This window comes from Amycolatopsis decaplanina DSM 44594, from assembly GCF_000342005.1.
Lineage (GTDB): Bacteria > Actinomycetota > Actinomycetes > Mycobacteriales > Pseudonocardiaceae > Amycolatopsis > Amycolatopsis decaplanina.
In genome coordinates this window covers 286,987-300,051 of the sequence record NZ_AOHO01000071.1, presented here as the reverse complement: position 1 = coordinate 300,051, position 13,065 = coordinate 286,987, and the positions used below count along the sequence as shown (strand labels likewise).

Here is a 13,065-nt window from a genome sequence, read left to right as displayed (position 1 = left end):
GATAATCATCGCCTCCTGTCTGGCGATGATCGTGTCGGTCGCCTGGGATCGTGGGAGAGCGGCCGCGGACGGCCGAAGCGCTGCGCGACTTCGCGGGCCTGCTTTCGTTCGTGACCAATCAGCGGCGTTCGTCGCGCTGGTGTTCCGGGCTTGGGTGCTCTCGGACCACACGGGCCGAGGGTCAGAACAGGATGAGCACGACGAAGAACAGGGACGCCACGATGTTCAGCAGCCAGCCGTGGTCGTTCGTCCAGTCGCGGATCTCCGGCATGACCCGCGCGGCGCGCCGCCGGAAGAGGAGATAAGCCAACAGCGGCAGCGCGGCGATCAGAGTGGTGGTCAGGAGGAACGGGATCGCCGCGCTGAAACCCGCTCCGCTGCGGGCGAGGTTGAGGCCGACCACGCACATGACGACCACATCCGACGGGAAGAACGCGATGAGCAGGAATCCGGTGCGGAAACCGCGGCCGGGGCCCGCGGACATGAGCGATCCCAGCCACTTCGGTGGTTCCGCGGTCTCGCGGTGCGTCCAATTCCAGATCGCGATCCCCACCAGGATGGCGACCAGAACGTACTGGATGAGCGTGTACAGGGAGCCGTCCGAATCGGAGACGAGGGGATCGGGCGGCAGGAGTCCCGCGAGCCAGGTCGTGAGCGCGGTCCCGGTCGTGGCGGCCGTCGCGACACCCGCCACGAACGCGAGCGACGTCGGCACCGCGCGCGCCGTCGTGATCAGGATCAACGCGGACACGAACTGCGGTCCGGCCATCATGGTGATCGCGAGCGGGAGCACAGTGAGCGAGTCGTCCGTCATTCCGTGACTCCCGTCCGAGGCCGCCCTTCGACAACTAATCCGTTGCCCGCCAATGGTTTTCTTGACGGAGACGGGCAACGCGCGCACGGCGGCTCACCGCCGGGAGTCAGGATGCGGTACCGGGCGGAGTTCGTCTACGCGTCACCTCGGGCCCGCTTGCCACGCCCTCCGACGCCCCGACACGCCCAGCTCCCGCGGGCCAACGTGAGCTGCGTCCCGGTACCGCGTCACGGACGCCGGAGCCCTGGTCAGGGGGTAGGCTCCGTGGCCCGCGAACTCCAGAATGCGCCCTTGAGACACTGAGCTCCTCCTTCGTGGCGGGTGAAAACGAGTTCTCGGTCCTGTCACTCAATGCGAGAAATTGATCTTAGCGGCGGCCACCCTGCGGCCACGAGGGGCCGCGCCGACGGTCCCGACTCACCCTCCAGGGAGGAGGTGGCCACCGCGCGGGGTGAGCAAGATCGGTTTCCCCGCCAGTTCTGGGGAATCGAAGGGAGACGATCGGTGAGCACTACGCCGCATCTTCGGTCCAGAGCGAGACTCGTCCTGGTGGGAATGACATTCGTGCTGTTTCTTTCGGCACGACCGGGGGCCGGCCGGTCATCAGGGACCGCGGACGCTGTTCTTTCCTATCTCGCCTTCGCCTTTACCGGGACCTTCCGCATCTTTGCCTTCGCCTGGCATGTCATTTCCAGTGCGGTGATGCCATGCGCCGGCCAATGACCCCCGCGAAAGGTGCGGAACCGGGTACCCGCGACGAAGAACCGGTCGTGGTGCCGTCACCGAAACTCGCACCACCACCGCCGCCCGCTTGCGACATCCTCGAGCGGGACCGTTTGCTGGACGTCCTCGATCGGGCCACCAGCGGTCAAGCCCCCAGCGTCACGTTGATCAACGCACCAGCGGGATCCGGCAAGACCGTGCTGCTCGGCAGCTGGCTTCGGCGAAGAGCACGCCGCCACGCCACCGGCGAACATGTAGCGTGGATTTCGTTGGACGCCAACGACAACAAGGTGTTTTCGCTGTGGTCGTCGATCCTCGGCGCGCTGGGCCGAAGTGTCGAGGACGATGTGCTCTCCGAGCCGGCACTGCCGCGGGACGCTTCCGCCCACGAACGCATCGCTGCCTTCGTCGACTTGTGCGACCGGCTCTCGCGGCCGGTGATCCTGGTGCTGGACAACGCACATGAGCTGTCCGCGCCGGACGCGGTCAAGAACGTCAACATGCTCCTGCGCTACCTGCCCTCCCAGGTGCGGGTCGTCATCGCGACCCGGTTCCCGCCACCGCTGATCCTGCCCCGGCTCCAGCTGGAAGGCAGGCTACGGGAGATCACGGCGCACCAGCTGAACTTCACCGAGCAGGAAACCGGAAGACTGCTCGCCAGGCAGAACCTCGCGCTGACGAAGGCGGATTTGGACGAGATCATGGAACGAACGGAAGGCTGGGCGGCGGGCTTGCGTTTCCTCACCCTTTCGCTGGCGGCCACATCGGACGCCCGCGGTGCGATTCGAGCCTTCACCGGTGAGGACCGTCTGCTGGCCGAATACCTGTCCGGGGAGATCCTCGGCCCGCAGCCCGCGCACATCCGCGAGTTCCTGCTGAGTACCTCGGTGTGCCCTGAAGTCACCCCCGAGCTGGCCACCCGGCTGACCGGGCAGGAGAACTCCGGGCAGATCCTGTACATGCTCACCCGTACCAATGCGCTGGTCACCCGGCACGGCCGAGACTGTCCTCGATACCGCTGCCACCCCTTGCTTCGCGACTATCTGCGTGCCGAACTGACTCGCCGTCACCCGCGGGCCTATCGCAGGCTCCACCGCTCGGCGGCCGAATGGTTCACCGACTCCGGCGACGTGCTCACCGGGTTGGAGCACAGTATCGCCGCGCAGGACGAAGAACAGGTCACCCGGTACATCCAGCGGTTCGGGTTGCAGACCGTCCTCAAAGGACAGGGAGCGCGGTTGCACACGTTGCTTGGCGCGATGCCGGAGCACATCCTTGCCCGGCCTCAGGTGGCGCTCACCGCGGCGGTCGTCGCCCTCGACTCTCATGACCTCGTGACCGCGGACCGATACCTCGGCAGGGTCGACAATTCGGCGCAGCCGCTTCGTTCCGGGCGTCTGCGCGCGTTGAGCGCCGTGGCCGTCCTCTACCGGGCGAGGTACGGAGGGAAACTGGCCAACGCGCTCGCCGAACTCCGCGCCACGGGCCTGGGCGATTCCGGCGATTTCGACCTCGACCTGCTGGCCCTCGCCAGCAGGGGGATCGCGGCCCTGTGGCTGGGCGACGTCTCGAACGCCACTCTCGATTTGGAACGCGCGCTGCGGATGGCCACTCTGGAGCGGCGCGACGCCGTCACTCTGCAGTGCGACATCCACCTCGCGGCCATCGCCTGCGTACAGGGTGATCTCGCCGGGCTGGCGGTGCACACCAGTGCCGCCCTCGAGCTGGCACGTTCACGCGGCTGGCAGGAAACCGCGCGAACCGCGTTCTTGTACACGGTTCTCGGGCTGGCGGCCTATCAGAGGCTCGACCAGGAGAGCGCCCGCCGATTCTCCGCACTGGCGACTCACCTTTCGCCCACGGCCGTGGATCCGGCCGCGGAAATGCTGACGGTGACACTCAGCGCCGCCGTCGAATTCGACCTCACCGCCGATCCGCACGCGGTCGTCGAAACGCTGCGTGGTCACCGGAAACGGCTCGCGGCGGAACCGAGTGCTCCGTGGCTCGTCGCCTGCACGGCTCCGATCGAACAACGACTGGCCCTGCGCGTCGGAGAACCCACCTGGGCGGCGGATGTGACCGAACGATATCGGCACCTGCTGAGCCCCTATGCGGAGCACGCGCTGCTCACCGCGCTCGTGCACATGCACCGCGGCAGGACCGGCGCCGCACGCCGTCGCCTGCAGCCGGTCATCGAATGCCAGACCAGGCCTCTGGTGGCGCGGACCCTGATCGACGGCTGGCTCCTCGAAGCCGTTCTCGCCGACCAAGCCGGTGAACAGAACCAGGCGCACAACGCCGTCGGTCATGCACTCGAACTCGCGGCACCCCAACAGGCGCTACGGCCCTTCCACGACGCCGGGCAGCACATCCGGGAACTCCTGGTGCGCGGCACCGGGAGGTTCGGGCGCACCGAAGAGTTCGCGAGCGCCGTGCTGCAGGCACTACCGGCCGGCTCCGCGGCCCCGGTCGACCCGCTCACCTCACGCGAGCTCGAGCTCCTCACCGAATTACCGTCCATGCGCACCACGGAGCAGATCGCCGATTCGCTCTTCGTGTCGGTGAACACGGTCAAGACCCATCTCCGCGGCATCTACCGGAAGCTCGGCGTCAACCACCGCCGCGACGCCGTGGTCGCCGCACGCCGACGCGGCCTGCTGTGAGTTCGGTCGCCCGACGGCGTCGCCGTTCATCGGCGGACTACTCCCGCCACCCCGACAGTTCGACCCCCTTCGCGACGTCCACCCGGTATCCGAGGGTCACGACGGCCTTCGCGCCCGGAGCGAGCGTGAGCCTCCAGGTGAACTCGCCCAGCTCGGTCCGCTCCACGGGCTCCGGCACGGCCTTGACCTCCCGGATCGTGATCGCCTCGTCGCGCGAGACCGGAGCCTGGTCCAGCACGGTCACGACGGCTTCGCGCGGGCTGTGGTTGCTGATGGTCGTGTTGTAGGCGGCTTCCCGCTTGCGGACGCCGGACAGCGCCGCCTTGCTCGCCGAGCGGTGCGCGAGTTCCCGGTCGACCCGGATCCGGTCGTCCACGCCGAGGGCGAGTTCGAGTTCCTCGCCCGGAGCCCAGACGTCCAGCCGCGTGGTGCCGACGAACTCCGTCTCGTGGAACACCGACGCCTTCCCCGGCCGCAGCGTGTGCTCCGAAGTGTTGACGACGGTCGCCCGCAGGAACGCCTCCGGTGACACCGCCGGAGCGGTGATGTAGCCCAGTTTCGCCGTCAGTTCCAGCTGTGCGAGCGTCGTGCGGTGACCTTGCGCTCCCGACGGCACCGCCACCGGGCGTCCGGGCCGGTAGGTGACCGCGGTGGTGCCCTGCTCGACGGACGCGGTCCGCACCGCCATCGCGGGCGCGGCGGGCGCCGGCATGCCCACCGACTCCGGCATCCCGCCACCCGCGGGTGACGCGCTGCCGTACGCGGCGCGCGCCATCAACGGCTGGGCCGGCCGCACGCGGTCGAGGAACCACGGTTCGAGTTCCGGTACCTCCACGGTGTTCGCCGGCCGCGCGGTGGACAGGGCCAGCTCGCATTCCGGCCAGTCCTCACCGGTGTGCTGGGTGATCCGCCCGTACCAGGTCACCGAGACGTCTTCGCCGCGGACGCGCACGTCGTAACCCGGCTCCCAGCTCGCGTTCGCGACCACATAGGACAGTTCGAGGCCGATCTCCGCGCCGTCCTCCTGGCTCTCCAGCTCGACCGTGACCGTCGCGCTGTCCACTTCGGACAGGCCTTGTTTCGCCTCGATCTCGCGGTCCAGCGCTTTGAGATCGTCACGGAGCCGGGCGAGGCGGATGCCGAGTTCGCGCCGTTTCCCCAGCGCCTCGGCCAGTTGCGTGCCGAGCGCGTCGGTGACTTCGGCGACCCGGGGTGGTTCCGCCGTACCCGCCGCGAGCGCCTTCGCGAAACTCTTCCCGCTGCGCGTCGCCAACCCTGTCAGCAGATCGACCTTCGCGGTCTCCGCGGCGACGGCGTCCGCGACCTCGTCGACCACCGCCTGATCGGCCCGCCGCCGCTCGGTCAGCGCGCGCAGGGAAACGTCCGCGGGCGCGGGATGGCGTTCGACGGTGACGTCGACCCCGGCGATGACCGCCGGACCGGAACCGGTGACGCGGACCGAATCGGTGTCCAGGTTCCACGGCAGGCCCGCGAAGGCGAAGCGCGTTTCCCCGTCGAGGCCCGTCGAAGCCCGCCTCGTGATCCGGGCGTGGTGCGGGTAGACGGTGACGGCGACGATCGGTGCTTCCAGGGTGCTCGGCATGCCTCCGACGTTAGTCTCTTGACACCTGTTCGGGTGGCCGGAAACCTCAGCTGCGTCTTGCCCGCCCGCCTTTGGGGGTCCTGTGAGAGTCGCCAGGCTCGCCGCCCTGTTCACCGCTGTCCTGGTCCTTCCGGCGACGGCGTTGCCCGCCCAAGCCGACGCTCCGCCGACGCCGGTCTTCAAGGACGGCCAGGCGCAACCGGTGTTCGACCCGGCGGACGTCATCCGGGAGAACGTCTGGGTCACCGCGCCGGTCGACAGCGACCGCGACGGCAAGGACGATCTCGTGCACGCCGAGGTGGTGCGGCCCCGCGCGACCCAGCAGGGGATGAAGGTCCCGGTCGTCTACCAGGCCAGCCCGTACTACGCGGGCGGCAATGACGTCGCGAACCACAACGTCGACGTGGAGCTCTACGTGCCCGGCGCGAAGCGCGTCCCCGCGGGCCCGCGGATCGCGACGAAGACCGTCGGCCCGAACGCGGCGCCGATCAGCTGGCGCTACCAGGACTACTTCACCGCTCGCGGCTTCGCCGTGGTGTACGGGGAGTCGCTCGGCAGCGGCCAGTCCACCGGCTGCCCCAGCACTGGCGACGTCAACGAGACCATCGGCGCGAAATCCGTTGTGGACTGGCTGAACGGCCGCGCGACGGCGCGGGACGCGACGGGCAAGGCCGCGGTCGCGGACTGGAGCACCGGCAAGACCGGCATGACGGGCGTCTCCTACAACGGGACGCTGCCCAACGCGGTGGCCAGCACCGGTGTCGAAGGGCTGGAGACGATCGTCCCGATCGCGGCGATCTCCAGCTGGTACGACTACTACCGCAACGACGGCGCCGTCGTCGCGGCCGGCGGATTCCAGGGCGAGGACGCGGACGTGCTCGCGGACTACGTCTACACCCGCCAGGATCGCGCCGTCTGCCGCCCGCTGATCGACGGTATCGCCGTCGACCAGGACCGGGTGACCGGTGACTACAGTCGTTTCTGGGATGTGCGGAACTACCGCAACGACGTGAACAAGGTGCGAGCCTCGGTGCTCGTGGTGCACGGCCTCGGCGACTGGAACGTCAAGACCGACCAGGGCACCCGCTGGTACGAAATGCTCAAGGCGCGCGGCGTCGAGCACAAGATCTGGCTGCACCAGGCCGGGCACGCCGACCCGTACAGCCTCCGCCGCGACGTCTGGCTCGCCACGCTGAACAAGTGGATGTCGCACTACCTCTACGGCATCGATAACGGCATCGAGCGTGAGCCGAAGGCGACGATCCAACGCGAGGACAAGTCGTGGGTGGACGAGCCGGAGTGGCCGCTGCCCGGGACCCAGGATGTCAAGCTCTACCCGTGGCCCGGTGGTTCCTCGAAGGGCAAGCTCGACACGCGCAACCCCGTTCCGGGCAAGGCCGCCGTCGAGAAGCTGGCCGACGACGCGAGCAAGACGATCGAACAGCTGGCCGACGCGGCCTCGTCGGGCAACCGCCTGCTGTACTCGACCACCGCGGCGAAGCAGCCCGTGCGTCTTTCCGGAACCGTGAAGACCGACCTGTCGCTGTCCTTCGACAGGCCGGCCGCGAACGTGACCGCGGTGCTCCTCGACCGCGCTCCGGACGGGACGGCGAAGGTGATCACCCGGGGCTGGACCGATCCGCAGAACCGGCGCGACCCCGCCCGCACCGACCCGATCACCCCTGGTGAGAACTACAAGGTCGAGGTGGAACTGGTCGCGAAGGACTACCTGCTCGCGGCCGGGCACAAGATCGAGTTCCTGGTGGCCTCCAGCGATCACGACTACACGCTCCGGCCGAAGCCGGGCGCCGGTGTCTCGGTCGAGCTGAACCGCACTTCACTGGTGCTGCCGGTGGCGGGCGGCAAGCCCGCGCTGCGCGCCGCCTTCGGCTGAGCAGGTCCGCACTCCGGGTGCCACGTCCCGCGCGGGACGTGGCACCCGGCGTTTCGGGTGGAAAACGCCGACCCGACCTCGGGCTTGTACGGAAAATGTATTTCCCCCGGCTTTGCTACCGCCCGTCCGGCTTCCCCACCTGATGGAGGTCTCCATGTCCAGGTTGCGCCGTTTCGCAGTGCTCGCCGCGGCCACTGTTCTTCCCGCGCTCGGCCTGACCCTCGCCGGTACGACGCAGGCGTCGGCCGCCCCGAACTTCCAGGTCCCCTTCAAATGCGGCGTCACGGTCACGGCGGCGACGTTCAGCGGGCACAGCCCGGCGAACTCGGTCGACTTCCAGAAGTCGGGGATCACCGGGATGCCGGTGCTGGCGTCCGCGGGCGGCACCGTCACCCGGGTCGCCAACGAGGGCAGCACGAGCTACGGGCGCTGGGTCGAGATCGACCACGGTGGCGGCTGGCGTACCCGGTACGCCCACCTGTCGACCCAGTCGGTCTCGGTCGGCCAGGCCGTCAGCCTCGGCAAGCAGATCGGCACCGCCGGGGCGACCGGCGGGGTGACCGGTCCTCACCTGCACTTCGAAGAGCGGCTCAACGGAGTGGTGCAGAAGGCGGTGCTGAACGGGGTCGCGGTGCCGTACTACGGCCACACCGACTTCACCAGCAAGAACTCGTGCGGTGGCAACCCGTACGAGGCCACCGAGGTGTGCGGCAGCGGGTTCTCGGTCGTCGACTCGCAGGGGCTCGCGAACGGTTCGGGAACGGCGTACCTGCTCTACAACGCTTCGACCCAGGCCAACTGCGTCACCACGCTGAAGGCGGTTTCGCTCGGCACCGCTTCGCCGGTTTCGGCGTTCCTCGAAGTCCAGGGTTCGGCTCGCGTGACCGACTCCGGCAGCTTCACCTACTACGCCGGACCGGTGAAGAAGACGGCCGCCTCGACCTGCGTCAAGTGGGGCGGCTCGGTCGGGTCGAACGCCTACGAGAGCCCCTTCGAACACTGCGGCTGACCCCGCGGGGCCGGGCACTGTAAACCACCCCACCGACAGGATCGGTGTCCCCGCGATCGGTCCCGCGGCGGTTGTCCACAACGGTCCCGGCTGTCCACAGATGTGTCCCGCCCCCACCCAGCGGCCCCATTCCCGCCGCAGGGTGGGGGCATGACCACATCCACCCCGACCGGCAGGACCAAGGTCGATCTGAAGGATCCGGCGGACCTGCTCGCCGCGATCCCGTACCTTCTCGGGTTCCACCCCGAGGACTCCGTCGTCGTCTTCGGCATGCGCGGCCCGGACCGTAAACGGCAGGGCCTCATCATGCGCGTGGACCTGCCGCCGTCGGGCCTGGAACACGACCAGGCGCGGGACCTCGCGGGCAGGCTCGCCCTGACCGGCCACACCGGCGCCACCGTCGCGGTGGTCGGCGGTGGCGCCGCGAACAAGGCGGGACGGCCACCGCGCCGCCGGTTCATCCGGCGCCTGGAAGCTTCGCTGGCCGAGTACGGCATCCCGGTGATGCATCCGGTGTGGGCGCCGCGCATCGCCGCCGAGGTGCGCTGGGGCTGCTACCGGGAAAAGACCTGTGGCGGTCTCCTGCCGGACCCGCGCGACTCGGTGGCCGCCGCGATCGTCACCGGTGCCGGGCAGATCACCCGCGCGAGCCGGGAGGAGCTCGAGCGTCTTTTCGACCCCGTCTCGCCGGAGACGCTCGCCAGACGTGCCGATCTCCTCACCAGGATGGCCGATCCGCCGTGGAACGGCCCGGATCTCGTCCAGGCGGCGGTCGCCGAGGTGAACGCCGCGCTCGCCCGCGCGGACGGCGGCGATCCGGCGATCACCGACGATCAGGCCGTCCGGCTGGCCTGGGCGCTTTCCCTGGTCGAGGTCCGGGGCGCCTGCATGCTCACCGCCGCACCCGCGGACTCACCGCTCGCCCGCACGGCGGAGGACCTCTGGCTCACCCTGGCCCGGGAACTCCCGGCACCCGAAGCAGCCGAGGCGCTCGCCCTGAAAGCGCACGCCGCCTATCTCCGGGGTGACATGGCGACCGCCGGGATCGCCCTGGTCAGGGCCGGCGAAGCCGACCCTGGGCACGGGCTGACGAAGCTGCTGGCCAGGGCTCTGGACGCGATGGTGCCGCCGTCCGACGTGGCCGAGGTGGTCCTGCGGCAGCGAGCCGAAGGAACGCCCGAGATCAGCCTCAGGCGTTCTGGCGGGACCGGGTGAACGCCCAGGCGTCGGCCACGATGCCGTCGAGGTCGGTGCGCTCGGGCTTCCAGCCGAGTTCGTCGCCCGCCCGCTCGCTGGAGGCCACCAGCACCGACGGGTCACCCGCCCGGCGCGGCGCGACCGCGGCGGGGATCTCGTGACCGGTGGTGCGGCGGCACGCCTCGATCACCTCGAGGACCGAGAAACCGGTGCCGCTGCCGAGGTTGTAGATGCGGTGTTCGCCGTCGGCCGCGTGGCGCAGCGCCAGCAGGTGCGCGTCGGCGAGGTCGACCACGTGGATGTAGTCGCGGATGGCGGTGCCGTCCGCTGTCGGGTAGTCGTCACCGAAGATCTGGATCCGTTCGCGGTCCCCGGTGGCGACCTGGAGCACGAGGGGGATCAGGTGGGTTTCCGTGGTGTGCCGTTCGCCGAAGGAGCCGTAGGCGCCGGCGACGTTGAAGTAGCGCAGGCTGACGGCGGCGATGCCGTGGGCGCGCGAGAACGACGTGATCGCGTGGTCGATGGCCAGCTTCGTCGCGCCGTAGGTGTTGGTCGGCTGCGTCGGCGCCGTCTCCGGGATGGGGGAGGACTCGGGCTCGCCGTAGGTGGCCGCGGTGGAGGAGAACACCAGCCGCTTCGTGCCGTGGTCGCGCATCGCTTCGAGCAGGCGAAGCGAGGTCAGGACGTTGCCTTCCCAGTACTTCGCCGGGTCCGTCATCGACTCCCCGACCAGCGACTTGGCGGCGAAGTGGAGGACACCGTCGAAGCCGTCGCCGAGCAGGCGCTGGGCGACCTCGGCGGCGTCGCCCTCGATGAAGGTCGCGTCCGGGTGCACCGCGTCGGCGTGCCCGGTGGAGAGGTCGTCGACCACGGTGACGTCATGCCCGGCCTCGATGAGGCGGGCCGCGCAGACGCTGCCCACATAACCGGCTCCGCCCGTCACCATCAGCTTCAGGGTCTTGGTCGGTTCGTCGGTCACGTTCGCGCCTTTCTGCTGCGGATGCGGTCGCGGCCCAGTGTCCTCGCCCCCGGGCGCCCGCTGTGTCCCGGGGTGCGGACGCGGGCGTCAGGACGGAAGACGCGTGTGCCGGGCTGGAACACGCGGTGCGGAATCCGGCCCCGGTGTGTTCGCCTTCCGAACACGCATGTTCGGTCTCCAAGCACGCGTGTTCCGCCCCCGGACACACGAATCACGCCTAGGCGGCACGGGTCCGACCTCAGGACACCTCGGTCTTACCCCGGGCTAAAGGTCGTCGCGGCCGGCGCCACGCGATGGCACGGCGGTGAACAGCCTGGGGTGGCGCAGATCCGCCGCTTCGTAGGCGGCCTTCACCGCTCGCCCCACGACGTCCAAATCGGACTCGCGGACCAGCGCGATCGCCGAACCACCGAAGCCGCCGCCGGTCATCCGCGCGCCGAGCGCCCCGGCCTCGCGGGCCGAATCGACGGCGAGGTCGAGTTCACGGGTGGAGATCCGGTAGTCGTCGCGCATGCTCACATGCGAGGCGTTCAGCTGAGGGCCGATCTCGGTGATCCGGCCCGCCCGCAGCAGGTTCACGGTGTCGAGGACGCGCTGATTCTCCGTCACCACGTGGCGCACCAGCGGCACGAGTTCGCCCGGAAGCTTGGCGAGCGCGGTGTCCAGCCCGTCGACGCCGATGTCCCTCAGCGCCTTCGCCTCGAGCAGTTCCGCGGCGCGCTCGCAGCCCCGCCGGCGTTCGCCGTAGCCGCCCTCGGCGTGCGAATGCTTCGTGCGGGTGTCCATGATCAGGATCCGGACGCCGGATTCCTCCAGCGGGAACGGCACCTGCTCCATCTCGCCGGAGCGGACGTCGAGGAACAGCACGTTCGATTCCGTGCAGCACAGGGAAGCGGTCTGGTCGAGCAGACCGGTCGGCGCCCCGACGAAGTCGTTCTCCGAACGCTGCACCCAGCGGGCCACCTCGCGCAGGCTCGGCGAACCCTCGCCGGTCCCCGGTGTTATGCCCGCCAGCCCCAGCAGTGCGAGCGCGACGGCGCATTCGAGCGCGTGGGAGGAGGACAGTCCCGCCCCCGAGGGCACGTCCCCCGCGATCACCATGTCCGCGCCGCCGCCGAGGCCCTGGTCACGAAGGACCCACGCGACCCCCGCCGGGTACGCGGCCCACCCTTCGACCGAGCCTGGCCGCAGATCGGCGATGGTGAGCGGGCCGGATTCCTGAACCCTGCCGTCCGAGCCGAGGGTGGCCACGGTCAGCACACCGTCCTCGCGCGGGGTCGCCGCGGCGGCGAGCCGGTGCGGGAGGGCGAAAGGCAGCACGAAACCGTCGTTGTAGTCGGTGTGCTCGCCGATCAGGTTCACCCGGCCCGGCGCGGACCAGACCCCTGCCGGAGCCCGGCCGTGGAGGGTCCGGAAGGTCTCCGCGGCGTCGGACGCGGCGCTCACCTGGCCTGCGCCAGCACGGCGTGCAGCGCCGACACGGGTACCTGGGCGGTGCTGCTCCCGCCGGTGACCTCGATGGTCCCGCCGGGTGCCGTCTTGCCGACCTTGACCCGGCTGCCGGGCACGATGCCGACCGACTTGAGCTCCGTCATCAGCGTCTCGTCCAGCTGCACGTGCTCGGCGATACGGCGGATCTCGACCTCGCCGCCACCCATGCGGGCGAACTCGTCGAGACGCACGAGGTCGGCTTCGGCCGGCGGGGCGGGATCGCCGTCGCCGAGCTTGTCCAGCCCCGGGATCGGGTTGCCGTAGGGGGACGTGGTGGGGTGGTCGAGCAGTTTGACCAGCTTGCGCTCGACGGCCTCGCTCATCACGTGTTCCCAGCGGCAGGCTTCGTTGTGAACGTGCTCCCACTCCAGGCCGATGACATCGACCAGGAGGCGCTCGGCCAGCCGGTGCTTGCGCATGACCGCGATGGCGAGTTCGCGACCGTGTTCGGTCAGCTGCAGATGCCTGTCGTCCGCGACCACGACCAGCCCGTCGCGTTCCATCCTGGCGACGGTCTGGCTCACTGTCGGGCCGCTCTGCTGCAGCCGCTCCGCGATCCGGGCCCGCAGCGGGACGACCCCTTCTTCTTCGAGCTCGTAGATGGTACGCAAGTACATCTCTGTGGTGTCGATGAGATCGTTCACGCTGTCCCCTTCGTCCGCGTTGCTCATCGTAGTCGCTGGCACTGACAG

At 69.6% G+C, this 13,065-nt stretch carries 9 protein-coding genes; 4 read left to right on the top strand and 5 right to left on the bottom strand.

Going from position 1 to position 13,065, the window contains the following annotated elements; genetic code table 11:
• Positions 1-181: 181 nt before the first annotated feature.
• On the bottom strand, positions 182-814 hold the full coding sequence (locus H074_RS29685; protein ID WP_007033772.1) for a GAP family protein: 633 nt from the start codon (positions 812-814) through the stop codon (positions 182-184).
• 719 nt (positions 815-1,533) lie between these two features.
• On the opposite strand from H074_RS29685, the gene H074_RS29680 reads away from it, so the two are divergent.
• Complete coding sequence (locus H074_RS29680; protein WP_007033771.1) at positions 1,534-4,200, top strand: winged helix-turn-helix domain-containing protein; 2,667 nt, start codon at positions 1,534-1,536, stop codon at positions 4,198-4,200.
• Positions 4,201-4,237: 37 nt separating this feature from the next.
• On the opposite strand, the gene H074_RS29675 is transcribed toward H074_RS29680, so the two are convergent.
• Positions 4,238-5,803 carry a DUF4139 domain-containing protein gene (locus H074_RS29675; protein WP_007033770.1) on the bottom strand — a complete coding sequence of 522 codons (1,566 nt, stop codon included), beginning with the start codon at positions 5,801-5,803 and terminating at the stop codon, positions 4,238-4,240.
• An 82-nt stretch (positions 5,804-5,885) separates the two neighbouring features.
• Between H074_RS29675 and H074_RS29670 the strand changes: the two genes are divergently transcribed.
• The 3 genes from H074_RS29670 (at position 5,886) to H074_RS29660 (ending at position 9,921) form a co-directional block, all read left to right on the top strand.
• A complete protein-coding gene (locus H074_RS29670; protein WP_007033769.1) occupies positions 5,886-7,697 on the top strand; it encodes a Xaa-Pro dipeptidyl-peptidase in 1,812 nt (603 codons plus the stop codon).
• Positions 7,698-7,851: 154 nt separating this feature from the next.
• The gene (locus tag H074_RS29665; RefSeq protein WP_007033768.1) at positions 7,852-8,706 is read left to right on the top strand and encodes a M23 family metallopeptidase; all 855 of its coding nucleotides are present in this window, start codon (positions 7,852-7,854) and stop codon (positions 8,704-8,706) included.
• A 150-nt stretch (positions 8,707-8,856) separates the two neighbouring features.
• Entirely contained in the window at positions 8,857-9,921 is a 1,065-nt protein-coding gene (locus tag H074_RS29660) for a DUF4192 domain-containing protein (protein ID WP_007033767.1), read from the top strand.
• On the opposite strand, the gene galE is transcribed toward H074_RS29660, so the two are convergent.
• The 3 genes from galE to H074_RS29645 all read right to left on the bottom strand — a co-directional run bounded on the left by galE (position 9,896) and on the right by H074_RS29645 (position 13,044).
• Entirely contained in the window at positions 9,896-10,849 is a 954-nt protein-coding gene (galE, locus tag H074_RS29655; RefSeq protein ID WP_085941038.1) for a UDP-glucose 4-epimerase GalE, read from the bottom strand. The genes H074_RS29660 and galE overlap by 26 nt on opposite strands.
• A gap of 297 nt (positions 10,850-11,146) precedes the next feature.
• On the bottom strand, positions 11,147-12,328 hold the full coding sequence (galK, locus tag H074_RS29650; protein ID WP_007033765.1) for a galactokinase: 1,182 nt from the start codon (positions 12,326-12,328) through the stop codon (positions 11,147-11,149).
• Positions 12,325-13,044 carry an iron-dependent transcriptional repressor DtxR gene (locus H074_RS29645; RefSeq protein WP_016332755.1) on the bottom strand — a complete coding sequence of 240 codons (720 nt, stop codon included), beginning with the start codon at positions 13,042-13,044 and terminating at the stop codon, positions 12,325-12,327. Before H074_RS29645 ends, galK begins: the two co-directional genes overlap by 4 nt.
• Positions 13,045-13,065: the final 21 nt, after the last annotated feature.

Excerpts from the sequence above, each read along its gene's own strand:
- H074_RS29685 (WP_007033772.1), bottom strand. The coding sequence starts at position 814 with ATGACGGACGACTCGCTCACTGTGCTCCCGCTCGCGATCACCATGATG.
- H074_RS29680 (WP_007033771.1), top strand. The coding sequence starts at position 1,534 with ATGACCCCCGCGAAAGGTGCGGAACCGGGTACCCGCGACGAAGAACCG.
- H074_RS29675 (WP_007033770.1), bottom strand. The coding sequence starts at position 5,803 with ATGCCGAGCACCCTGGAAGCACCGATCGTCGCCGTCACCGTCTACCCG.
- H074_RS29665 (WP_007033768.1), top strand. The coding sequence starts at position 7,852 with ATGTCCAGGTTGCGCCGTTTCGCAGTGCTCGCCGCGGCCACTGTTCTT.
- H074_RS29660 (WP_007033767.1), top strand. The coding sequence starts at position 8,857 with ATGACCACATCCACCCCGACCGGCAGGACCAAGGTCGATCTGAAGGAT.
- galE (WP_085941038.1), bottom strand. The coding sequence starts at position 10,849 with ATGGTGACGGGCGGAGCCGGTTATGTGGGCAGCGTCTGCGCGGCCCGC.
- H074_RS29645 (WP_016332755.1), bottom strand. The coding sequence starts at position 13,044 with ATGAGCAACGCGGACGAAGGGGACAGCGTGAACGATCTCATCGACACC.